The following is a 22,626-nucleotide window of genomic DNA, read 5'->3' on the forward strand; positions in this document are numbered from 1 at the left end:
ATGGAAAAATTCTCCCGACAGTTGCTGGCAACCCTCGATAAGGACCATGTGCAGAATATGCGCTGGATGGAGGGATCGAATGCCGACGTGCTCGTTAACAGCTCCGAGCCGCCGCAAGGCTATACCGTGCCGTGGCATCATCACCGCCGCGCGCAGCTGCTCTGCGTCTTCGCCGGCGTCGTCCTGATCCTGACGACCCGCGGCCGGTGGATGGTACCGCCCGGCCATGCGCTCTTCATTCCCGTGGGCCTGGAACATTCGGTGGAGATGCTGAGCGACGTCAGCATGAAATCGGTCTATGTCGCGCCCCGTGAACCGTCCCCGCCGGACGAAGCGCCGCGTGTCGTCGAGGTGACAGATCTTGCCCGCAGCCTGCTGCTGGAGGCCATCCGGCTGCGGGAGGCGCCGATCGGCAACCGCAAGGCCGAACTCGTGCTGTCCCTTCTGATCGAGGAGATTGCCACGCTTGAGGAGCGCCCGCTCGGCCTGCCCTTCCCCGCCGACCGGCGGCTGGCGGCGCTCTGCCGCGACTATCTGGCCAATCCGACGCCGAACGCGCGGCTGGACGACTGGGCCGAGAGACTGGCGATGAGCCGGCGCACCTTCACCCGGCAGTTCCGCAAGGAGACGGGCATCAGCTTCACCACATGGCGGCAGCAGGCCAGCGTCTTCGCATGCCTGCCGCAGCTCGCCGAGGGACAGCCGGTGACCAATGTCGCGCTGGAAGCCGGATACGAGAGCGTCGCCGCCTTCACCACCATGTTCCGCCGCATGCTCGGAACCTCGCCGCGCAGCTATATGGTGAGCCGCTGGTCCTTCGACCGGCCTTGAGGATCGTCAATTCGCCCACATCCATGTCGCGGAAGGCACGGCCTCCGCCCTGCACTTGAATTAGCCTCCCGCTTCCGGCAAACAGCCTGTGCAACGAGGGCATGCGCATGAGGAACATCTATATTGTCGGCATCGGCACGGGAAATCCCGAGCATTTGACCGTGCAGGCGATCAACCGGCTGAACAAGGTCGATGTCATCTTCATTCCGAGCAAAGGCACGGCCAAGGCCGAGCTTGCCGAGGTGCGCAGGGATATCTGCCAGCGCTATGTCACGACCGAAGGCGTCCGCTTCATCGATTACGCCGTGCCGGTGCGCCAGACGGCGGATCGCAGCTATGTGCAGAGCGTCGACGACTGGCATGCGGAGCTCTCGGCGACCTATGAGCAGCTGTTCGAGGATCATATCGCCGAAGGCGGCAGCGCCGCCTTCCTCGTCTGGGGCGATCCCAGCCTCTATGACAGCACGATCCGCATCATCGAGCGTGTCGTGGCGCGGCGACGTGTCGTCCTCGATTATAGCGTCATTCCCGGCATCACCAGCATCCAGGCGCTGACCGCGAGCCATCGCATCCCTCTCAATCTCGTCGGCAAGCCGGTGCAGGTCACCACCGGCCGGCGGCTGATGGAGAGCTTTCCGGGCCTCGTCGAGACCGCCGTCGTCATGCTCGACGGCGAACAGGCCTTCAGCAAGATCGACGATCCCGATGCCTATATCTATTGGGGCGCCTATCTCGGCACCGACGACGAGATCACCATCGCCGGCCGGCTAGCCGACGTATCGGACCGCATCCTGGCGACGCGGGCCGAAGCGCGGGCGCGGCATGGGTGGATCATGGATATCTACCTGCTGCGCAAGGGCCGGGATTTCGACGACTGAACAGGGTGCGGCGCCAAATTATTTGCCCGGCGAATAGGATTATGTCAGGACAAGTCCTTCGGAAGGAAGGTCTCATGGCGGCAGCCGACAGGCAGATGACGGAAGAGCGCAATGTCCCCGCGCAAGCGGCGATCAGCGCCGTCGGCTGCGCCGCGCAAACGTCAGCAATGGCGCGCGGCGCCTGCCCGTCGCTCAGCGCCCCCATGGCGACCGGCGACGGCCTGCTGGTGCGCCTACGGCCGACGACGCCGGGCCTGACCATTCCCCAGTTCCGGGCGCTTGCCGACGCCGCCGGCCGACACGGCAACGGCCTGATCGAGATCACCGCGCGCGGCAACCTGCAACTGCGCGGCCTCACGGCAGACAGCGTGCCCGGCCTCGCCGCCGATATCGACTGCGCCGGCATCGTCCCGGAAACCGGCGTCACCATCGAGGTTCCGCCGCTAAGCGGGTTGGACCTGCTTGAACTTGCCAATGCGCGCGACGTAGCCGCGCGGCTGCGCCGGCAGATCGCCGAACTCGACCCGCAGCCGATCCTGGCGCCCAAGATGACGATCATCATCGATGGCGGCGGACGGCTGACGCTGGATGCGCTCAGCGCCGATATCCGGCTGAGGGCCGCAAGAGCCGGCGACGGCTCCATCCTCTGGACCCTCGCGACCGGCGGTACGGCGAGGACCGCCAAACGTGTCGCATCCCTGCCGGCCGAGCGCGCCGTATCGGCCATCATCGACCTCCTCGGGATGCTCGCGCAACGCGGCCCGCGCGCCCGCGGCCGCGATCTCGATGCGGCGGAGCTGCGTCAGCGATTTCACATTAGCCGCAGCGACGGCGGCGATACCGATGAACAGGCCCTGTCGCCGGTCGGCATTCACCGCCTGCCAGACACAGGCCTGATCCTTGGCCTGCGCCCGCGCTTCGGGCAGATCCATGCAAACGATATGCTGCGCTTCCTGGATATCGCGGAGCATCGCGGCGCAAATGAGATCCGCACTGCGCCGGATCATGCGCTGTTGCTGCTCGGCCTCGACGAGGTATCCGTCGGGATGCTTCAGTCGACCGCAGCCGATCTTGGCTTCCAGACGCGTGCCGACGATCCGGCGAACCATCTGCAGCTCTGCTCCGGCGCGGGAGCCTGTGCTTCCGCCTTTTATGCGACGAGGGCCGTGGCGTCACAGGCAATCGATCTCGCACCGGAGCTGCTCGACGGCTCGCTTGCCATGCATCTGTCCGGCTGCCGCAAGGGCTGCGCCCATCCGGGCAAGGCCGGGCTGGTTCTTGTCGGTGCGCCTATGGGCTATGGGATTGTCGTAAATGGGTCCGCATCCGACGAACCGCTGGCCTACATCGGAAAAGACGAACTGAAATCGGCATTGGCGCGCATGGGCGGGCTGGTGCGCAACAACAAAGCCGCTGGCGAATCGGCTGAAGAGTGTCTTACACGGCTCGGCACAGACGCGATCGTGACAGCGCTACGACAGGGGTAGGAATGCCTGACTATGACTATATCCGCGACGGGAATGCGATCTATGAGCGTTCCTTCGCGATCATCCGCGGCGAGGCAGACCTGTCGCGTTTTTCGGAAGCGGAGGCCGACGTCGCCGTCCGCATGATCCATGCCTGCGGCCTGGTCGAAGCATCCGGGCATTTCGTCTTCTCCGCCGATTTCGTCGCCGAAGCGCGCAAGGCGCTCGTAAACGGCGCGCCGATCTTCTGCGACGCCGAGATGGTCGCCCACGGCGTCACCCGCGCGCGCCTGCCGGCCGCCAACGAGGTCATCTGCACGCTGCATGATCCGCGCACGCCGGAGCTCGCCAAGGCAAGCGGCAATACCCGCTCGGCGGCGGCGATGCATCTCTGGCAAGAGCGCCTTGCCGGCGCCGTCGTCGCCATCGGCAACGCGCCGACGGCTCTGTTCCATCTCCTGGAAATGCTGCGCGACGGCGCGCCCAAGCCGGCCGCCATCATCGGCATGCCGGTCGGCTTCGTGGGGGCGGCCGAATCCAAGGATGCGCTGGCGGAAAATTCCTACGGCGTGCCCTATGCCATCGTGCGCGGGCGGCTCGGCGGCAGCGCCATCACCGCGGCGGCGATCAACGCATTGGCGAGGCCGGGACTATGAGCACGCAATCCAACGGCCGGCTGATCGGCGTCGGGACCGGCCCCGGCGATCCCGAACTCCTGACGGTCAAGGCCGTCAAGGCGCTGGAGAAGGCTGAGGTCGTCGCCTATTTCGCCAAGCAGGGCAAAGGCGGCAATGGCCGCGCCATTGTCGAGGAACTGCTCAGAGGCGACACGATCCTCCTGCCGCTCTACTATCCGGTGACGACGGAAATCGACAAGGATGCACCGGAATACGCCCGCCGGATCACCGCCTTCTACGATGCCTCGGCGGAAATGGTCGCCGCGCATCTGAAGGAAGGCAAGACCGTCGCCGTGCTCAGCGAAGGCGATCCGCTGTTTTATGGCTCCTACATGCATCTGCATGTACGCCTTGCCGACCGTTTCCCGACGGAAGTCATCCCGGGTGTGACGGCCATGTCCGGCTGCTGGTCGCTCGCCGGCCTGCCGATGGTGCAGGGCGACGACGTTCTCTCCGTCCTGCCGGGAACCATGGCGGAAGGCGAACTCGCGCGCCGCCTCGGCGACACGCAGGCCGCCGTGATCATGAAGGTCGGCCGAAACTTACCGAAGATCCGCCGCGCCCTCGAGACGGCGGGGCGCCTCGGCGAGGCGATTTATGTCGAGCGCGGCACCATGACCAATGGCGCAATGACGCCGCTCGCGAGCCGGGAGAATATCGAGGCGCCCTATTTCTCGCTGATCCTCGTCCCCGGTTGGGAAGGCAAGCCATGAGCGGACGTCTTTCCATCATCGGCACTGGCCCCGGAAATCCCGCGCAGATGACGCCGGAGGCGCTCGCCGCCGTGGCCGAAGCCGGCGAATTCTTCGGCTATGGTCCCTATCTCGACCGCTTGTCGCTACGCCCCGATCAGATCCGCCATGCCTCCGACAATCGCGAGGAGCTGGACCGGGCCAAGGCCGCGCTGGAGCGGGCTGTTGCCGGCGCCCATGTCTGTGTCGTCTCCGGCGGCGATCCCGGCGTCTTCGCCATGGCGGCGGCCGTCTGCGAGGCGATCGACAACGGCCCGCAGGCCTGGCGCGATGTCGATCTCGTCGTCGTGCCGGGGATTACCGCCATGCTCGCGGTTGCCGCGCGTATCGGCGCGCCGCTCGGGCACGATTTCTGCGCCATCTCGCTGTCCGACAATCTGAAGCCCTGGCCGATCATCGAAAACCGGCTTCGCGCGGTCGCGCGCGCCGGGCTGGTGATTGCCCTTTACAATCCGATCAGCAAGGCGCGTCCCTGGCAGCTCGGCAAGGCCTTCGAGATATTGCGCGAGGAATTGCCCGACCAGACGCCGGTCGTTTTCGGCCGCGCCGCCGGCCGGCCCGACGAGCGCATCGCGATCGCGCGGCTCAGCCAGGCCGAGGCATCGCAAGCCGACATGGCGACCTGCGTCATCATCGGCTCGGCCGAGACGCGCGTCATCGCGCGCGACGGCAAGACCGATCTCGTCTACACGCCACGCTTCATCAGAGACGAGGCAAGATGATCGATACGATGCAGCGCAGCCTCGACCGTTTCGACGACCGCCAGCCCGGCGGCTTGGGCGCGCTCGATCATGATCACCTCTATGCCGAGCTGCCGCGCCGCCTCGATCTTGGCATAGGTGGCGCTGCCGCCGCTGTTCTTGGCGACGATGACCTCGATCGCAGATTGCCGCAGCATCTCCAGTTCGTCCTCCACGCGGAACGGGCCTTTGGCGTGGATATAGGCGACATCGGGCACCGTCAGCGCCGGCTCGACCGGGTCGACGCTGCGCACCCAATAATGGTGGAACGGCGCCGCATTGGCATAATGCGCCTCCTGCCGTCCGATGGCCAGGAAGACCCGGCGCGGGGACGGGCCGAGCGCTGCGATCGCCTCCGGCACATTGCGCACGGCATGCCATCGATCTCCCGGCACGGGCTGCCAGGCGGGACGGCGCAACGCGAAGGCGGCAACACCGCAGCGGCTGACGGCATCCGCGGCATTGGCGGAGATGCGCGCCGCGAAGGGATGGGTCGCGTCGACAAGCAGATCGAAGGCCTCGTCGGTCAGATATCGCGCCAGACCCTCGCCGCCGCCGAAACCGCCGCTGCGAACCGGAACCGCCTGCGGAGCCGGATCACTGGTCCGGCCCGCCAGCGACAGGACGATATCGAGATCGGCGCGGCCGGCCAGCGCCTCCGCCAGACGGCGGGCCTCCGTCGTTCCCCCCAGAATCAGAATGCGGGCCTTGCCCATGTCTGACACACCTTTCATGCAACGCTGGCTCACTCTTATCGGCATTGGCGAGGACGGTCCAGCCGGGCTCGGCGACGAGGCCAAGCGGCTTATCGCCTCCGCCCCCGTCGTCTTCGGCGGCGCACGCCATATCGAACTCATGCAGCCATTGATCGAGGGGCAGCAGCAACTCTGGTCGAGCCCGTTTGAAAAATCCATCGCGGCGGTGCTGGCGCGGCGCGGCATGCCGACCGTTGTCCTCGCCTCAGGCGATCCGTTTTTCTACGGTGTCGGCGCGACGCTGTCGCGGCATGTGCCCATATCGGAAATGGCCGTCATTCCCGCCCCCTCCTCTTTCAGCCTTGCCGCTTCACGGCTCGGCTGGCCGCTGCAGGAGGTCACAGTGCTCTCCCTGCATGGACGACCGCTCGACCTGATCCGTCCGCATCTGCATCCCGGCCGCAAAATCCTCGCCCTGACATCGGACGGCCAGGGACCGACCGAGCTTGCCCAGCTGCTGCGGGACGCCGGATTTGGTCAGTCAACACTTACCATACTGGAGGCTCTCGGCGGAGCGAAAGAGCGCGTCTCCACCCAGCAGGCCGTCGACCTCGCGCCGACCGGCATCAACGACCTCAATCTCTGCGGCATCGAGGTCGTGGCCGCGCAGGATGCCCGCATCCTGCCGCTGAGCGCCGGCCTGGACGACAGCCTGTTCGAGCATGACGGCCAGATCACCAAGCGGGAGATCCGGGCGCTGACCCTCTCGGCACTGGCACTGCGCCGGGGCGAACTGCTCTGGGATATCGGCGCCGGCTCCGGCTCGATCGGCATTGAATGGATGCTCGCCGATCCCTCGATGCGCGCCATTGCCATCGAAGCCTCGGGGGAGCGCGCCGCTCGCATCCGCCGCAATGCCGCAAGCTTCGGCGTGCCCGGACTTACGATCATCGAGGGAACCGCTCCGCAGGCGCTGGACGGCCTGCCGACCCCCGACGCCATCTTCATCGGCGGCGGCGGCAGCGATGCGGGCGTGCTGGAGGCTGCGATCGACCGCTTAAAGCAGGGAGGCCGGCTCGTCGCCAATGCGGTGACGACGGAGATGGAGGCGCTGCTGCTCGCCGAACATGCCCGCCGCGGCGGATCGCTGATTCGCATCGACATCGCCCGCGCCGCGCCCATCGGCGGCATGACCGGCTGGCGGCCGGCCATGCCGGTGACGCAATGGTCGTGGGTCAAACCGTGAGCCTGAACCGGACCAAAAGAATGAGAAACGAGGAAACGGAATGACGGTGCATTTCATCGGAGCGGGGCCGGGAGCGGCTGACCTGATCACCGTGCGCGGCAGGGACCTGATCGGCAAATGCTCCGTCTGCCTCTATGCCGGGTCGATCGTTTCTCCGGACCTGCTGCAATATTGCCCGCCCGGCGCCCGCATCGTCGATACCGCGCCGATGTCGCTGGATGAGATCGAGGCCGAATATGTCAAGGCCGCTGCCGCCGGCGAGGATGTCGCGCGCCTGCATTCCGGCGATCTCTCCGTCTGGAGCGCGGTTGCCGAACAGATCCGCCGCCTGGACAGACATGGCATCGCCTACACGCTGACCCCGGGTGTCCCCGCCTTCGCGGCCGCCGCTTCGGCCCTCGGACGCGAACTGACCATACCGGCCGTCGCGCAGAGCCTCGTCCTCACGCGCGTTTCCGGCCGCGCGTCGCCGATGCCCAACAATGAAACGCTGGAGAAATTCGGCGCCACCGGCGCGACGCTTGCCATTCATCTGGCGATCCACGCGCTCGAACAGGTGGTGGAGGAACTGACGCCACTTTATGGCGCGGACTGCCCGGTCGCCATCGTCGTCAAGGCCTCCTGGCCGGATGAGCGTATCCTACGCGGCACGCTCGGCACGATCGAGGCCAAGGTCGCCGCAGAGCCGATCGAGCGCACCGCGCTGATCTTCGTCGGCCCATCGCTTGCCGCGAGCGACTTCCGCGAAAGCTCGCTCTACGATCCCGCCTACCAGCGCCGTTTTCGCGGCCGGGAATGATCGGTCGCGCACGGGATTGTCATTCCCGTGGAAATTTCCTCTAATCAGTGCCTTCGCGTGAGGGGAGAGACATGCAGCGCATCACGATTACGATCGATGACGATCTACTGGAGACGATCGACAAGATCAGCGAGCAGCGCGGCTATGCCAGCCGCTCCGAGACGCTGCGCGATCTGGTGCGCGACGCCGTTACCCGCGAACAGGCCGCAGTTGGCGGCGATACGCAATGTTACGCAGCACTTACTTATGTCTACGAGCACGAAACCCGCGACCTTTCCCGCCGCCTGACGACGACACAGCATCATCACCACGATCTCTCAATCTCGACGCTGCATGTCCATGTCGACGGGCACGATTGCCTGGAGGTGGCCGTGCTGAAAGGCACGGTCGAGGAAGTCAAATCCTTCGCCGACAGCGTCACAACCCAACGCGGCGTCCGCTTCGGCAATCTGCATATCATCCCGTCGGAACATGGCGGCGATGAGAGCGTGCATAAGCATTCCTGACGCCACTCGACCTGCGGTACTGTCTATACCGTCGGAACGCCTGTCTGAGAGAAATCATTGCCCTTGAATAGCAGGGGTTCACGACGCGTGATGGCGAGTGCATAGGAAAAGCAGTCACCGAAATTCAATGCCGCCGGATGGCGACCTTTGCCATAACGACGCCATGCGCTTCTCGCGACATCGGCAAGCTCCGCATCAACCGGCACGATATCCGCATCAATCTGTGAGAGAAACACATCCAGTTCTTTGCCGGCTTCAGCACCGTGACGAGCTTCGATAACCATGGAAGCCTCGAATACATTGGCTGCAGAAACCAGTCTTACGGGATCGTCAGCAATCCGATCGATAAATTGATCGGCCTCTACTTCCCCCAACAAAATAGCGAGAATCGCAGAGGTATCGATCACCATCAATGCGGCAGTCCGCTGTCGTCATAACCGATGATTTCATCGGCGCTGCGACCATCCAGCACCGGAAGCGCCTGAACGCGGGCCTGGATATCCTGGATATTCCGCAACAGATCCTCTTTCCGTTTGCGGTTGGCGATGCGCAACAGCCGCTCCTCCAGCGCATGCCGCATCGCCGTCGTAACATTCTCGCCGGTTTTCTCGGCGAGTTCATGGGCGAGTTTTTCGGTGATGGGGTCTTTGATGCTGAGAGCCATTGCATATTCCTACGCATCCGATCATCAACTTCTAGCGAAATTGACACTTTCTTTCAATTCGCAAACGTGCCTTCGCAGAACCGAACGCCTGTCCAGAACTTTAGTGTTCCATCGGCGTTTTGTCAGCGATTGGCTACCGCCGCGCAATCTGCCCGCGCGGCCCTTGACGAGCGGCATCGAACGGTAAATCTCTCCGTCTCAACTCCGTTCGGATAAACAGGAGAACACGATGAAAATTCTTGGCATATCGGGCAGCCTCCGCAAGGGCTCCTTCAACACGGCCCTTCTGCGCGCCGCGGCCGAGCTTGCGCCTGAAGGTGTCGAGTTCACGGCCGCGACCATCCATGGGGTGCCGCTCTATGACGCCGATGTCGAAGCCGACGAGGGCATTCCGGCGAAGGTGAGAGAACTGAAGGATCTGACGGCGGCCGCCGATGGCCTGATCCTCTTCACGCCGGAATACAACAACTCCCTGCCGGGCGTCTTCAAGAATGCCATCGACTGGATGAGCCGGCCGTCGGACGATATTGCCCGCGTCTTCGGCGGCAAACCGGTCGCCATTCTCGGCGCGTCGCCGGGCAATTTCGGCACGATCCTCAGCCAGAATGCCTGGCTGCCCGTGCTGCGCACGCTGGGCACCAACCCCTGGTTCGGCGGCCGGCTGATGGTCTCACGCGCCGGCGGCGTCTTCGATGCCGACGGCCGGATCGTGGATGAGAAGGTGAAGCACAATCTCACCGCCTTCCTCCAGGGCTTTGCCGCTTTCGCCGATGGCACGCGCGGGGGCTGACCGACGCGTTTTGCGCGTCCGGATCTCGTTCAAAGCCTATGATTGAAAGATCGAATGACCTATGCTGACGGATAGCGCCCGAGTCGATGGGCGCGTCCGGGGCCCCGCATACGATCTTCCTTCGAGACGCAATGAAATCCAATACCGCCGGTTATGTCTTCACGCTTTTGGCGATCAGCATTTTCGCCCTGCAGGACGGCATTTCGAAACATCTTGTCAGCGCCTATCCGCCGCTCCTGGTGGCGATGATCCGCTATTGGGGCTTCATGCTGTTTGCCATTGCGCTCGCATCGCGCGCGCCCGGCGGATTGCAGGTGGCCGTCCGGACCAGCCGGCCCGGCCTGCAGGTCGCTCGCGGACTGCTGCTGGCCGTGCAGATCGTCATTGCCATTTCGTCCTTCGTCATGGTCGGGCTTGCGCATTCGCAGGCGATTTTCTCTTCCGGTCCGCTGATCGTGGCGATGCTGTCCGTGCCGATCCTCGGGGAAAAGGTCGGCTGGCGGCGCTGGCTGGCGATTTGCGTTGGTTTTGTCGGCGTGCTGCTGATCCTGAAGCCGGACAGCGGCGTCTTCGACATCCGCTTTCTGGTTCCGCTCGCCGGCGCCTTCATCTTTTCGCTTTATGTCGTCATCACCCGCTATGTCAGCCGCGAGGATTCGGCGATGACGAGCTTTCTCTATACGGGCGTTGTCGGCGCCATCGCGATGAGCGCCGTCGGGCCTTTCTTCTGGATGCCGCTTCTGCCGCAGGACTGGATCTTCATGGGCCTGCTCTGCGTGACCAGCGTGACGAGCCATTATTGCCTCATCCGCGCCTATGATCTTCTCGACGCGGTGGTGATCCAGCCGCTCACCTACCTGCAGCTCGTCTTCTCCGCGATCATCGGCGTTGCGATCTTTGGCGAAACGCTCGGCCTCAACATGATTGCCGGTGCCGTCATCGTCGTGGGCGCGGGCATCTTCACGATCTGGCGTGAACATGCCCTGGCCCGCGCCCGGTCGAAAGCCGCCGGGCGGTGACGGTGGAGGCTGTTACGCCTCCACCTCGGTGCGGGGGTGATCTTCGGTGTAGTAGCTGACATATTTCTGCCGGTAGCGTTCGGTGCCGCCGAAATCGCTATAGCGCGACAGCTCGGACATATCCGTCTTGTTGAGGATGACGCCGAGAACACGCGAATTGATCTGCGGCTCCTGCTCCAGCAGATCCCGCACCAGATTGGTCGGGGTCGCACCCCATTCGGCAACCAGCAGGAAGGCATCGACCTGCGGCGCGAAGGCCTTGGCATCGATGACCGGCCCGAGCGGTGCCAGGTCGACCACGATATAGTCGAACATCTTCCGGGCATTCTCCATCAGGGTCATCATGCCCTGCGAGGAGAGAAGCTCGCTGGTATGCAGCAGGTGGTCACGCAGCACCACCGGCAGGATGGCAAGCTTGGTGCGCGGGTCGACCTTGACGGCACTGGCCCAGGGCACTTCACCGAGCGCGGCCTCGATGAGACCGACCTGCGGCGGCGTTCTCAGCGTCCGGCTGAGACCGGGATTGCGCAAGTCGGCGTCGATCAGCAGCGTGCGCTTGCCGCTGCTGGCAAGCAGGGCGGCGAAATTGGCGGCGGTTGTCGACTTGCCCTCGCCGGGCAGCGCCGAGACGACGCCGATCACCCGGTCGGCACGCCCTTGCAGCATGACGTCGCTGGCAAGCTTGGCGTTGCGCAGGGTCTCGGCGAAGATCGACCGGGGCGCCTCGACGGAAACGCGCATGATACGCTCGAAAGCAACACCGTTCTCGCCCTCCTCCGCAGCTGCCGTCGCCGTCGCGGGTTCCGGCCCGAGCTTGCGCTTGCGGCCTTTCTTCTTGGCAAAGCCCTGTTGGCCGAGCAATGGCAGATAGCCCAGGAATTTGAGCCCGAGCGCCGCGCGCACATCGCCCTCGACGCGGAAGTAGCGGTCGCGGAACTCCTGGAACGCGGCAAAGGCACCGCCGGCCATCAGACCGAGAATGATCGAAAGCGCCAGTACCAGCGTCTTCTTCGGGCTCGACGGCGCCGTCGGAACGCCAGCCGCCGAGATGACGCGCGCCTTGGCGATCGGGAAGGAGCGCTGCTGCGCCGCCTGCTCGTAACGACCCAGATAGGCTTCATAGAGCGTCTTCAGCGCCGTTGCCCTCTGGTTGAGTTCGTTCAGGTGAACGAGGGATTTGTTGGCCTCGGAATTCTTGCCGACGACGCCCTCGATGCTTTCGCGCAGCGACACGGCACGCGATTGCGCCACGTCATATTCATTCTTGTAGCTCGCGGTGAGCTGCTGGAGCTCCTCGTAGATCTGACGCGTGATGTCCTGGCGCTCGGCCTTCAGCGCTATCGCCTGGGGATGGTCGGCGCCGAAGTTCTGCGTTACGTCCTGCTCGCGCTTCTGGACGGCGAGATAGCGCGTCTTCAGATCCTGCAAGACCGAATTGTCAGTCTGGCTGGAGGAGATCGTCGCGTTCTTCACCGCATTGTCCGGTCCCTGGTCGATGATCGACTTGTACTGGTTGTAGCGGGCCGAAGCGCTGGCCGTATCGGCCTGGGCAATGATCAGCTGCTTGTTGAGATCGGAAATCTGCTGTTCCGACATCAGTTCGCCGCCGGTCGAGGTCAGGCCGTTGTCAGCCTTGTATTTCTCGACTTCCAGCGATGCTTCCTGCGCACGCTGGCGCAGGTCGTTCAGCCGCTCCTGCAGCCAGACGGAGGCCCGCTCCGTGGCATCGAAATTGGCATTGAGCTGGTCGGTCAGATAGGCGTCGGCATAGGCGCGGGTCACCTTTGCGGCGAGCTGCGGATCGGTCGAGCTGAACGAGACGGACACGACCGACGAGCGCGTGACGCGCTCCACCTTGAGAGCATCCTGCAACATGGCCGCCACCATCTGCCGCTGCGCCTCCCGCGCTTCCTCGGGCGACAGGGGCGGACGGGCCGGCTTGAAGGCGCTGACCACCAGCTTGATGCCGGATTTGATCAGGGCCACCGGCGATTGCGGCGGATTGAGAATGGTGTCGTTGTCGACGAGACCGGCCGAATCGACGACGCGCAGCGCCATCTCGTTGGACTTCAAAATCTCGACGGCGCTGGCGATATCCATGTCGGCCTGCTGGCTGCTGGCCGGCGGCGGCTGGTCCTCCGCATATTTGGTCATGTTTTCGTCGAGCAATATCTGCGTCATCGACGTATAGCTCGAGGTCGCGGTCAAGAGATAGGCGACCGCCAAAGCGACGAGAATGATCACGCCCGTCATGATGGTACGGATGCGACGGATCACGACCGCCATCAGGCGATCGAGGTCGATAAAGCCATCCTGCTCCTCCGGCTTGGGGACGGCGCTGTGGAACGTAAAGTTTTTCTGGTGCATGGCGACCACCTTGTCGGAGAAGCCTAATTGAATAACGGCTCTGGCCTGCGGCCGCCAGGGCCGCAGGCGGAAGTGTGTTGGTTTAAGCTGCGGTCATCTGCGCTTCGTGCGAGAGAACCAGGCTTCGGATCGAGTCATAGACGAGACCGCCGATGTCGGCACGCGCGAGCGCAAAGGCGACGTTCGCCTCGATGAAGCCCTGCTTCGATCCGCAATCGTAAGTCCGTCCATTATAGGCCTGAGCATGGAAACCCTGTGTTTCGGACAGGCGACGCATGCCGTCGGTGAGCTGGATCTCATTACCGGCGCCGCGTTCCTGCCGCGCCAGAATATCGAAGATTTCGGGCTGCAGAATATAACGACCATTAAGGTAAAAGTTGGAAGGCGCCTCCGAAGGATGCGGCTTTTCAACCATTTTGGTCACGCCGAAGCCATGGCGAACCGGCGCTCCCCTGCCGATAATACCATAGCTCGACGTTTCTTCCGGCGCGCATTCCTCGACGCCGACGACATTGCCGCCGACTTCGTTGTAGAGATCCATCAGCCCGGCCGTGCAGCCGCGCAGGCCGTGGCAGACCATGTCGGGCAGCAGCAGCGCGAAGGGTTCGTTGCCGATCAGGTCGCGGGCGCACCAGACGGCGTGGCCGAGGCCGAGCGGCGCCTGCTGGCGGGTGAAGCTGACGGAGCCGGCGCGCGGCAGAAGGCGCTCCAGTTCGGAAACCTGCTTGGTCTTGCCCGCCCGGTTCAGCGAGGAAATCAGCTCCGGCGTGTCGTCGAAATGATCCTCGATCGACGTCTTGTTGCGGCTGGTGACGAAGACGATGTGCTCGATGCCGGCCTCGATGGCTTCATCGACGGCATATTGCACCACCGGACGATCGACGATCGTCAGCATTTCCTTCGGCATTGCCTTTGTGGCAGGCAGGAAACGGGTTCCGTTGCCGGCAACCGGAATGACTGCTTTTCTCACAGGAAGCTTACGGTCCATGGCTCTATCCTTTGTTAGAGTGAGGGCCTGCGCCCAGACTGGGGAGGGAGGAGGAGATTTGCGAGGCCGCAGCCACTTCGCCGCCCGCAAGGACGGGTGTTCCGCCGCCACCGCGAAGGGAGGCGGCAAGACGACGAAGGCGAGCTGCAATCGGCATGCGCAGGTGGCGAACCGCGCGTGGATTGCGGCATGCAATCTTCAGCGCGGCCGGTAGGGCGCCATCCTTGAGGCTGTCGATCAGCATCAGGAAGGACAGTACGTCCTTCAGGTTCCGCGTCCGTCGTCGCTGTGCGGCAAGGGCGGCGGCACCGAAAGGATGTTCGGCAAAAAACTTGGCATCGGCGGCGATCATCGCTTCGACGTGATGCTGCTTCAGCACCCGCGAGATCGAGCCGTCGCGGATATAATAGAGATAGCCTGCCATCGGCTCGACCGCGCAGACGCCGCCTCTGGCCAGCGCGGATGCGAGAAAGATGTAGTCCTCGCCGATCCTGAGGGCTTCGTCGAAGCGCAGGCGGTGCTTTTCGAGAAAGGCCCGTTCGAAGACCGGCTTGGTGTAGCCGAGATTGTGCTCGGACTGGAAAATCATGTTCGACGAGATGAATTTCGCGAGCGTCAGGATCGGCATGCGCGCCAGCATGGCATCCGGGAACATGGTGCCGGCCGCCTCGCTCTCGCCGCGGATGACGTCGAGATTGTCGATGACGATCTGTGCCTCGGCCTTCTCGGCCCGCGCCAGCAGCCGCGCCATGCGGTCGGGCCGCAACGCGTCGTCGGAATCGAGCACCGAGACCCAGCGGCCCCGCGCCGCGTCCAGCCCGGCATTGCGCGCCGCACCCGGCCCGCCATTGCGTGGCATGGCCACCAGCCGCACGCGCGGATCGGGATGATTGCCGACGATGTCGCGGGTGCCATCGCTGGAGCAATCGTCGACGACGATCACCTCCATGCTGACCGCGCCCTGCGCCAGCGCGCTGTCGATGGCGCGCTCCAGCGTCTCCTCGGCATTGTAGGCGGCGATGACGAAGCTGACATCAGGCACGAATTCCGTCATTGCGGCGCTTTCTCCAGATTTCCGTATTGTTCGATTTCGCGGACGCCGAACAGGCCGCTGACCACGCCGGCATGCATGATGCCGCGCAGGCCGTAGCGATGACGCTGCACCGGCAGGGGAGAGAGAAGCACGGCGGCACCAAAGCAATAGGCCGACTTGGCGCCGGCAACCGCGACCGCCTTCAGGCGTCCAAGGCCGGCCGCTCCCTCCAGCAGCATCCGTCCATGCGTCTGCCCCATGCGGTAGCGCCGCTTGGAAAGCCAGGCGAGCTTGGCGCGCCCGCTCGGCACCGGCTCGTAGACGAGAGCGTCCTCGGCAAAGGCGATGCGACCGCCCGCCTGGTGCATGTGGGTGAAGAATTCCGTGTCCTCGCCGCCGCTGCGGCCGAGCGCGAGGTTGAAGCGCCGCCCAGCCAGCGACGGCGCCTTGCGCCGGAGCAGCACGTTGCAGGTATAGCCCGTGCGGATGTCACCGGCGACCCAGACCGGCAGGGTCGAATGGAAATCGCCGCGCCGCATCCATCCGGGGGCCACGTTCGGATAGACGGCGCGCACCGGTCCCAGAACCGCGTCGGCGCCGGTCGTATCCGCCGTCACCAGCAATTCCGCAAGCCAATCCTCCGAAGCGGTCTCGTCGTCATCGATGAAAGCGACGAAATCGCCGGTAGCGTGCTCGAGGCAGGCATTGCGGGCAATGGAGATATTCGAGGCCGGGCAATGCACATAGGCGATCTCGAAGGGCACCGCCGACCGCATCGCCTCGACGCGGCCGCGCGCGCTCGGCGTCACGTCATTGTCGGCAACGATGATGCGGACAGCCGCGCCGGCCGGCACCGTCAGAACCGCCAGCGACAGCAGGGTCTGATCCAGTTCGGCGCGTCGATAGGTGCAGATGGCGATGTCGATCTTCACGCCCCGGCTTTCATGCGCCCGGCTTTCATGCGCCCGGCTTTCATGCGTCTGTGTCATGACACCACCTTGCGGCTGCGGAACTTCAGCACTTCCAGCCAGAAGCCCATCGACCAGGCGAAGTGCATGACCATCGCCGAAATCGCGGCAAGCGGCCCATAGGGGTTGCGCTGGCCGAGCGCGATCCAGAATCCATAGGCGATGCAGGCAAAGGCCCAGAGGCTGACGGGGATGACGGCAATCCAGTTGAGGATGGCGAGGAAGGCGCCGATGAAGATCGGCACGACGGCCAGCGGCAGCATCTGGCGCAGGCTCGGCATGCTGCGGTGCTTCAGGATATTGCGCGCCCGGCCACGGCCATAGCCGAGATACTGCCGGAACAGCGTCGGGATGCTGGAGCGCGGATAATAGGTCATCGTCGTCTTGTCGGTCAGCCAGATGCGATAGCCCGCCTGGCGCAGCCGGTAGTCCAGCTCGGCATCCTCGTTGTGGCTGAAGGTCTCGTCATAACCGCCGACCGATCGGAAGGCCGCAACACGCATGAGGGCATGATGGCCATGATCGGCCCAATGGCCCTTGGCACCCTCGCGATGCTTGGAGCCGCCATTGCCGAGCTTGGAATTCTGCGCCACCGCCGTCGCCTTCTGGAAGGCGCTGAAGCCCATGGTTCGCATGGCGACGACAACGGAATCCGCGCCCGTGGCATCGGCTTCCTCCACCAGTCTCTGGCAGTAATCGGCGGGGTAATCGCCATGGGCATCGATGCGGATCATATAATCGTAATCGTCGCCGAAGGTTTCGATGGTCAGGTTGATCGCGGCGCTCTGCAGCCGCTTGGGATTGTCGAGCAGCAGCACGCGCGGGTCGGCCTCGGCGATCTGCCTGACGATATCCCGTGTCCTGTCCGTGCTGCCGCCATCGGCCACCACGATCCTGGCGTCGAGCTCGTCCAAGGCGCTGCCCAGCTTGGCGATCAGCGGCTCGATGTGCTTTTCCTCGTTGAGGCAGGGGATCACGATCAGGCAACGCATATGCTTGGAAACTCCAGTCTTCATTGCAATCCACCTCTATTGCGATGCAATTGTGGGAGGGTTTGTAACTCGGCGGTCTGACCGTTGGCGCGGGTGAGCGACGCCAGCCGCTGCACGAGGCCCTGACAGTCGGCGCGATCGGTCATCCATTGCCGGCGATCCTGCAACGCCACGGCGTCGAAAGCGGCGAGATAGCGCTCCTCGCTCATGTCGCCGAGACGCGAAACGAGATCGGCCACATCGGCCTTTTCGAGCGTCAGGCCGATCTTCCGGCTGGACAGGAACCGCCCGGTTTCGGTACCGTCCATGGCGATCGGCACGGCGCCGTGGAGACCGCCTTCGTAAAGCCGGTTCGGCAGCAGCCAGCTCGAATTCAGCCCTTCCTCGAAGAAATCGATCGCCCAGGAAAATTGCACCTCGCCGTAGATCGCGGACAGATCCTCCGGGTTCTTGTAGGGACCGGCAAAGCGCAGATGCGGCGCGGCGCGCACGCTGCCGTCGAAATCGCCAAATTCCGAATAGGCAGGCCGGCCGCGCAGGATGATTTCGAAGCGTCCGTCCATGCGGCGCGCGAAATCAGACAGCAGCTGCAGGGACTTGCGGCAGCGAAGCGCACCGAACCAGCCGATCCTCCAGGGCTCGCCCTTGGCCGGCGGCCGTGGCGCGAGCACCGGCTGTTCGACCGTGCCGTCGAGCGCCAGAACCTTGTTTTCCAACAGGACGATCGGCAGATCGAGGCCGGAGCGCGGCCGGAAATAGCGCTCGACGAAGGCGGGAGAACTGGTCAGAAGCAGGGCGGCATCCGCGCCGAAATGACGCTCGATCCCGCGAAGCGCGCCGCCAAACATATCCGGGCGCAGCAGCAGGCGATGAATATCCAGACATTCGTAAACGACCGGCATGTCGCCGCCGAAAATCGCGCGCGCCCGGTTGGCGACGGCGAGCATCTCGAGATTGCGGCCGATGATCACGTCGGGCCTGTCGACGCCGCGCAATGAACCGCGCAGCTTCAGCGCCGACTTGGCAACGGCGGCGATACGTTGCGCGAACTGCGCGTCGCGCGTGCGTCCGAGTTCGATCGGTTCGATGCCGTGAACGGCCGCGAGCGCATTGTCGTCACGCCGGAAGCCCGCCAGCGTCACCCGTGCTCCGCCCGCCTGCAGCATGAGCACCCGCCTGCGGACGGCAGGGTCGGCAAGATCATGGACGAAGTAGAGAATATGCAGCATAAAACTTCCGTTTTCGTGTCTGGCCGCGGCCAGGCGTTTCGTTTCTTTTGTGTTGCATCACGGCAGAGCGTCCGGCCGGAAAACCCGTTTCCCGGCCGGCATGGATCAGTTCAGTTTGCAGGCGATCGACTCCGGGAACTGGCACTTGTCACCCTCGGCGGTGAAGGCGACGCGCTGGATCTGCATGACCGCCGGGCTGCCGCCATAGGCAAAGTTGCCCATCCAGCCCTTGAGCGTGTCGGTGCCCCAGAGGCTGAAGAAGATCTTCTGGGCGTGCGAGGGGATCTTCGAGGGATCGGTGACCTCCTGGACCAGCTGGCCGTTCACATAATAGCGAAGCCGGTCCTTCTGCCAGACGAAGGCATAGTCGTTGAAGCCCTGGTCGGCGCCGCCGGGGACGGCGACCAGTTTCTCGTTGCCGCCCTTGGCGGAGATGTATTGATTGACCTGCACCTGCCCGGCATTCTTGCCGAGGACTTCGAAATCGATCTCGTCATGCGGCTTCTTGTCGGTCGGGCCGATATAGGTGAAGAACGCCGAATTGAGACCGGAGCCGGTCGCTGTGCGATAGCGCGCTTCGTAGGTGCCGAAGCCATAGCGCTTGGTCGTCTGGATCTCGCCGCAGGCATAATCGCGCGCGCCGGTCTTGCCCTGCGTGAAGCGCAGCTGCAGCGCGCCATCCTCGATGCCGACCTGCTTCTTCGACCAGGTGCAATTCTGATGCGGACCATTGTTCCAGCCGTCGGAAATGTACCAGCGGCTGTTGTCGATCTTCTGGAACGTATCGACGAAGGATGTTCCGTTCGGCTGGTCCTCCTGCGCGGCGACGGCGCCGGGAAGCAGACCGGCGCTGACGATGGCCAGGGAGACAAGGCTTAATCTGCGCGCGTGGGCGATCGGTTTCGTCATGAATTCACCTTTTGCTTGGAAGCCGACTGCGGGCATTCGGCGACGACCTTGGTCTCGATGCGCGCGCGTGTCCGGCTGCCGGTCAGCAGGTTGTAGAAGGACGGCAGGGCGGAACGCGCCATGCCATTGGTCAGCGGCAGCACCATCAGGGTGATGGCGGCGGCGAACAGATAGAAGATCGGATAGGTGTCGCTGCCGCCGCGGTTCCACAGGACCCAGAGGCAGAAGAGCAGCGGATAATGGGCGCAGAAGACCCAGAAGCTCAGGCCGCCGGTTCCCGCCAGGCCCCGGCCGAGCCGGCTCCTGATGAAGATCGCCGACAAAGCCCAGAAGCCGGGAATACCGACAAGCACCATCGTGTTGCGGGTGATCTCGAGCCAGAGCGGCAGCTCGGGCCCGGTGAGATAGGCACCCGTCGCCATCAGCGCGGCAAGCGCGAGGAAGGCCGGGCCGATCAGCTCCGCATAACGATCGATGATCGTCAGGTCGACGCGGTAAAGGCTCAGATAGATGCCGAAGCTGAAGCTGAAGAGGATCGAATTCCTGAGCACGAGACCGAGCGAGACCGGCACGGCGGCGAGCAGCAGCAGCACCGTCAGTGTCGACAGCGGGAAGCGGCTGATCAGGAAGGCCAGCACCGGCGACAAAAGGATGCAGACGAAGAGATCGCGCAGGAAATAGAGCGGCAGATTGATCGGCGCGCCGTCGATCGCAAACAGCATCGTCGTCAGCGTGCGCGGGCTGGCGTTCGAAAGGTCGGGCAGGTAGCCGTCGCCGATACCACGGCTCTGCAGCACCAGCACAAACAGGAAGAAGGCGCCGTTCCACAACAGGAAAGGCAGAAGAACGGTCTTCGCCTTGCGGCGAACGGTCTTGCCGTAATCGAGCTTTGTCGTGCCGTGACGGAAGAGCAGATAGCCGGAAATGGCGCTGAGGCACGGGACACCGACGCGAAACAGGCTGTCGCGCAGGAAGACCCGTAGCCAGTCGAACAGGCCATAGGTGCCGATGAACGGGCTGGAATCCGTATCGAACGGGATATGTACAAATACGATGCCCGAGATGAGCACGATGCGCATGAGATTTATCCGCGAGGACACGTTGGCAGTCACATTCACGATGTCTGTCACCCCTTTTCCAGGCCGCTCCCCCGTGCGGCCGTTTCAACCAGAGCAGACGAGAGCCCGCGGAGCTAACCTAGGGCGATCTAGGGAAAGGAAATATGGCAGTGCAGCAAAAAACAAGAGCGCACTGCCGGTGATTTCAATCGATTCAAGGGGAAAAAGGGCCATAAATCAGAGATACAAAACCGCCCGAACCCTATGAAACTCCGTGTTATTAAAAGGATTTAAGTGCCGCGTAATATTTTGTGAACGAAAAAGGCAGCTTCCGACCACCCTACGAAATTTTCCGATTCGGTGAACATTTTTTTGCACCGCCACAAAAATTGTGATCGAAAGAGGATCAAAATGCTGCAGCGATGCAAGCTGGCTGCGAAAGTTACGGCGGCGTCATTCTGCCGCCGGTTGCGGCTCCGCCTTCGGCGCCCGGCGCGACCGCACGAGTTCGACGAGTTTGCGCACCAGTGCCTTCTCCGTCAGAAGCACGAAGACGAGGTAGATCGCGCCGCCCACGACCGAACCGACGATGACCTGCAGGATGGCGCTCGGCATTGCCAGCTTCAGATGATCGAGCATGAAACGGACGATGAGCGCCATGACGAGGGCGGTGATCATCGGCCGGTTGCTGACGTAGAATCCCTGCAGGAACGGCGTGCCGTCGGCGCGGAAGACCGCCCAGGAATAGAAGACCAGCGTGACGACGCTGACGATGCAGAGCCAGACCATGGCATTGATCAGGTCGCCCGTGATCGCGCCATAGGCAACCGCGGCCGTGGTGATGATGGCGCGGATGACCGCCGACCAGAACAGGACATTGCCGCGGCCGACGCCCTTGAGATAGGGGATGAAGGTGCTGCACGGCGTCAGGATGGCCTTGGACAGCGCCAAAAGCCCGAGCACCGGCCAGGCATAGGCCCATTTCTGCCCGAAGAGGACCAGCATGGCCGGCTCGGCGATCGCCCACAGCCCGAACATCATCGGCGCCAGCAGCACGGTCGTGACCTGCGTGCTCAGCATCAGCGCATCCGAGCGGCGCTTGCGGTCGTGCATCATGTGGCTGAAGGCCGGAAACAGCACGCCCATGACGGCGGAAAGCACGACCTGGTTGGGAATGCTGGCAAAGCGGTTGCCGGCGGAATAGGCGCCGGCATCGGCAAGACCCAGATAGCGGGCGATGATCACCATCGGTGACTGGAAGGTGACGAAATTGGCGATTTCCGAGCCCATCATCCCGAAGGAGAATTTCGTCAATCCGCGGACGCGGCTGAAGGAAAAGACCGGCCGGGGGAAATAGCGGGCGACGGTGTAGAGCCCGACGAGGCGCACGGTGGCCGAGACGAAAAGCTGTGCCACCAGCGACCAGACGCCATAACCGAACCAGGCGAGCGCGACCGCGATCAGCGCCCCAGACGTCTCGGAAATCATGCTCCAGACCGCATCCTTGCTGAAATTCATCCGCCGCGCCAGGATGGAATAGGCCACATCGGCGGCGAGCTGGATGGGAATCATGAAGGCCATGATACGCAAAAGATAGGCTGCCTCACTTGCGCCCAGCAATGTTGCGAAGAAGTCGGCGAAGACGTAAAGACCCGTCGCCATCAACAGCGACACCGCCAGATTGACCCAGAAGACGGAGTGAATGGTGAGCATGTCCTCCTTTTCCTGGATGACGAGAGACGAGGTGAGCCCCGCGCCGCCGATCATTGCGAGGAACTGCACCACCGTCAGCGCCACGGCGACGACGCCGAATTCCTCCGGGGTCAGAATGCGCGCCAGGATCGGCACGGTGACAAATTTCAATCCGAACGTACTTGTCTTCGATAAAACGCTCCATCCGACATTGTTCGTTATCGAACGGACGCTAACTGTTGAGGTCATGACGACATCCTATCTCTTGGGGGGCGGCTGGAGATCAGCGATGAAGATTGTCGAAAAATGCATGTCCGCGACCCTGGG

23 protein-coding genes are annotated in these 22,626 nt (G+C 63.6%); 11 read left to right on the forward strand and 12 right to left on the reverse strand.

Annotated elements, in window-relative coordinates; all coding sequences use genetic code 11:
• The 6 genes from FHX11_RS14900 to FHX11_RS14925 all read left to right on the forward strand — a co-directional run bounded on the left by FHX11_RS14900 (position 1) and on the right by FHX11_RS14925 (position 5,326).
• Positions 1–831, forward strand: a complete 831-nt coding sequence (locus FHX11_RS14900; RefSeq protein WP_184358420.1) for a helix-turn-helix transcriptional regulator — start codon at positions 1–3, stop codon at positions 829–831.
• A gap of 107 nt (positions 832–938) precedes the next feature.
• Positions 939–1,709, forward strand: coding sequence for a precorrin-6A synthase (deacetylating) (gene cobF, locus FHX11_RS14905; protein WP_184358421.1), 771 nt, complete (start codon positions 939–941; stop codon positions 1,707–1,709).
• A gap of 74 nt (positions 1,710–1,783) precedes the next feature.
• On the forward strand, positions 1,784–3,196 hold the full coding sequence (gene cobG, locus FHX11_RS14910) for a precorrin-3B synthase (protein WP_184358422.1): 1,413 nt from the start codon (positions 1,784–1,786) through the stop codon (positions 3,194–3,196).
• A 2-nt stretch (positions 3,197–3,198) separates the two neighbouring features.
• The gene (locus tag FHX11_RS14915; protein WP_184358423.1) at positions 3,199–3,831 is read left to right on the forward strand and encodes a precorrin-8X methylmutase; all 633 of its coding nucleotides are present in this window, start codon (positions 3,199–3,201) and stop codon (positions 3,829–3,831) included.
• A complete protein-coding gene (locus FHX11_RS14920; protein WP_184358424.1) occupies positions 3,828–4,565 on the forward strand; it encodes a precorrin-2 C(20)-methyltransferase in 738 nt (245 codons plus the stop codon). The genes FHX11_RS14915 and FHX11_RS14920 overlap by 4 nt, the downstream gene beginning before the upstream one ends.
• Complete coding sequence (locus FHX11_RS14925) at positions 4,562–5,326, forward strand: precorrin-3B C(17)-methyltransferase (protein WP_184358425.1); 765 nt, start codon at positions 4,562–4,564, stop codon at positions 5,324–5,326. Before FHX11_RS14920 ends, FHX11_RS14925 begins: the two co-directional genes overlap by 4 nt.
• Here the strand turns inward: FHX11_RS14925 and FHX11_RS14930 are convergent.
• Positions 5,290–6,060 (reverse strand): cobalt-precorrin-6A reductase, encoded by a 771-nt coding sequence (locus FHX11_RS14930; RefSeq protein WP_184358426.1) that lies wholly within the window; start codon positions 6,058–6,060, stop codon positions 5,290–5,292. The genes FHX11_RS14925 and FHX11_RS14930 overlap by 37 nt on opposite strands.
• Between FHX11_RS14930 and cbiE the strand changes: the two genes are divergently transcribed.
• The 3 genes from cbiE to nikR all read left to right on the forward strand — a co-directional run bounded on the left by cbiE (position 6,044) and on the right by nikR (position 8,590).
• Positions 6,044–7,285, forward strand: coding sequence for a precorrin-6y C5,15-methyltransferase (decarboxylating) subunit CbiE (gene cbiE, locus FHX11_RS14935; protein WP_184358427.1), 1,242 nt, complete (start codon positions 6,044–6,046; stop codon positions 7,283–7,285). The genes FHX11_RS14930 and cbiE overlap by 17 nt on opposite strands.
• Positions 7,286–7,325: 40 nt before the next feature.
• The gene (cobM, locus tag FHX11_RS14940; RefSeq protein ID WP_184358428.1) at positions 7,326–8,084 is read left to right on the forward strand and encodes a precorrin-4 C(11)-methyltransferase; all 759 of its coding nucleotides are present in this window, start codon (positions 7,326–7,328) and stop codon (positions 8,082–8,084) included.
• A 71-nt stretch (positions 8,085–8,155) separates the two neighbouring features.
• Entirely contained in the window at positions 8,156–8,590 is a 435-nt protein-coding gene (nikR, locus tag FHX11_RS14945; protein WP_184358429.1) for a nickel-responsive transcriptional regulator NikR, read from the forward strand.
• Between the two features lie 23 nt (positions 8,591–8,613).
• Here the strand turns inward: nikR and FHX11_RS14950 are convergent, their stop codons facing one another.
• Together FHX11_RS14950 and FHX11_RS14955 are read right to left on the reverse strand one after the other, a co-directional pair.
• A complete protein-coding gene (locus FHX11_RS14950) occupies positions 8,614–9,000 on the reverse strand; it encodes a type II toxin-antitoxin system VapC family toxin (protein ID WP_184358430.1) in 387 nt (128 codons plus the stop codon).
• A complete protein-coding gene (locus tag FHX11_RS14955; RefSeq protein ID WP_184358431.1) occupies positions 9,000–9,254 on the reverse strand; it encodes a type II toxin-antitoxin system VapB family antitoxin in 255 nt (84 codons plus the stop codon). The genes FHX11_RS14950 and FHX11_RS14955 overlap by 1 nt, the downstream gene beginning before the upstream one ends.
• A 229-nt stretch (positions 9,255–9,483) precedes the next feature.
• Here FHX11_RS14955 and FHX11_RS14960 point away from each other — a divergent pair, with 229 nt between their 5' ends.
• Both FHX11_RS14960 and FHX11_RS14965 read left to right on the forward strand, forming a co-directional pair.
• Positions 9,484–10,044 carry an NADPH-dependent FMN reductase gene (locus FHX11_RS14960; protein ID WP_184358432.1) on the forward strand — a complete coding sequence of 187 codons (561 nt, stop codon included), beginning with the start codon at positions 9,484–9,486 and terminating at the stop codon, positions 10,042–10,044.
• A gap of 131 nt (positions 10,045–10,175) precedes the next feature.
• Entirely contained in the window at positions 10,176–11,063 is an 888-nt protein-coding gene (locus tag FHX11_RS14965; protein ID WP_184358433.1) for a DMT family transporter, read from the forward strand.
• A gap of 12 nt (positions 11,064–11,075) precedes the next feature.
• On the opposite strand, the gene FHX11_RS14970 is transcribed toward FHX11_RS14965, so the two are convergent.
• The 9 genes from FHX11_RS14970 to FHX11_RS15010 form a co-directional block, all read right to left on the reverse strand.
• Positions 11,076–13,430, reverse strand: a complete 2,355-nt coding sequence (locus tag FHX11_RS14970; protein WP_184358434.1) for a polysaccharide biosynthesis tyrosine autokinase — start codon at positions 13,428–13,430, stop codon at positions 11,076–11,078.
• 82 nt (positions 13,431–13,512) lie between these two features.
• Entirely contained in the window at positions 13,513–14,418 is a 906-nt protein-coding gene (locus FHX11_RS14975; protein ID WP_184358435.1) for a UTP--glucose-1-phosphate uridylyltransferase, read from the reverse strand.
• A 4-nt stretch (positions 14,419–14,422) separates the two neighbouring features.
• Positions 14,423–15,472 carry a glycosyltransferase family 2 protein gene (locus FHX11_RS14980; protein ID WP_184358436.1) on the reverse strand — a complete coding sequence of 350 codons (1,050 nt, stop codon included), beginning with the start codon at positions 15,470–15,472 and terminating at the stop codon, positions 14,423–14,425.
• Positions 15,469–16,440, reverse strand: a complete 972-nt coding sequence (locus tag FHX11_RS14985) for a glycosyltransferase family 2 protein (RefSeq protein ID WP_184358437.1) — start codon at positions 16,438–16,440, stop codon at positions 15,469–15,471. The genes FHX11_RS14980 and FHX11_RS14985 overlap by 4 nt, the downstream gene beginning before the upstream one ends.
• The gene (locus FHX11_RS14990; protein ID WP_184358438.1) at positions 16,437–17,435 is read right to left on the reverse strand and encodes a glycosyltransferase family 2 protein; all 999 of its coding nucleotides are present in this window, start codon (positions 17,433–17,435) and stop codon (positions 16,437–16,439) included. Before FHX11_RS14990 ends, FHX11_RS14985 begins: the two co-directional genes overlap by 4 nt.
• Complete coding sequence (locus tag FHX11_RS14995; RefSeq protein WP_184358439.1) at positions 17,432–18,640, reverse strand: glycosyl transferase family 1; 1,209 nt, start codon at positions 18,638–18,640, stop codon at positions 17,432–17,434. The genes FHX11_RS14990 and FHX11_RS14995 overlap by 4 nt, the downstream gene beginning before the upstream one ends.
• A gap of 105 nt (positions 18,641–18,745) precedes the next feature.
• Positions 18,746–19,549: a family 16 glycosylhydrolase gene (locus tag FHX11_RS15000; RefSeq protein ID WP_184358440.1), complete on the reverse strand. Its 804-nt coding sequence runs from the start codon at positions 19,547–19,549 to the stop codon at positions 18,746–18,748.
• Positions 19,546–20,628 carry an acyltransferase gene (locus tag FHX11_RS15005; protein ID WP_210292458.1) on the reverse strand — a complete coding sequence of 361 codons (1,083 nt, stop codon included), beginning with the start codon at positions 20,626–20,628 and terminating at the stop codon, positions 19,546–19,548. Before FHX11_RS15005 ends, FHX11_RS15000 begins: the two co-directional genes overlap by 4 nt.
• A 432-nt stretch (positions 20,629–21,060) precedes the next feature.
• Complete coding sequence (locus FHX11_RS15010; RefSeq protein ID WP_184358441.1) at positions 21,061–22,548, reverse strand: lipopolysaccharide biosynthesis protein; 1,488 nt, start codon at positions 22,546–22,548, stop codon at positions 21,061–21,063.
• Positions 22,549–22,626 lie beyond the last annotated feature (78 nt).

The organism is Rhizobium sp. BK602, assembly GCF_014195095.1.
Lineage (GTDB): Bacteria > Pseudomonadota > Alphaproteobacteria > Rhizobiales > Rhizobiaceae > Rhizobium.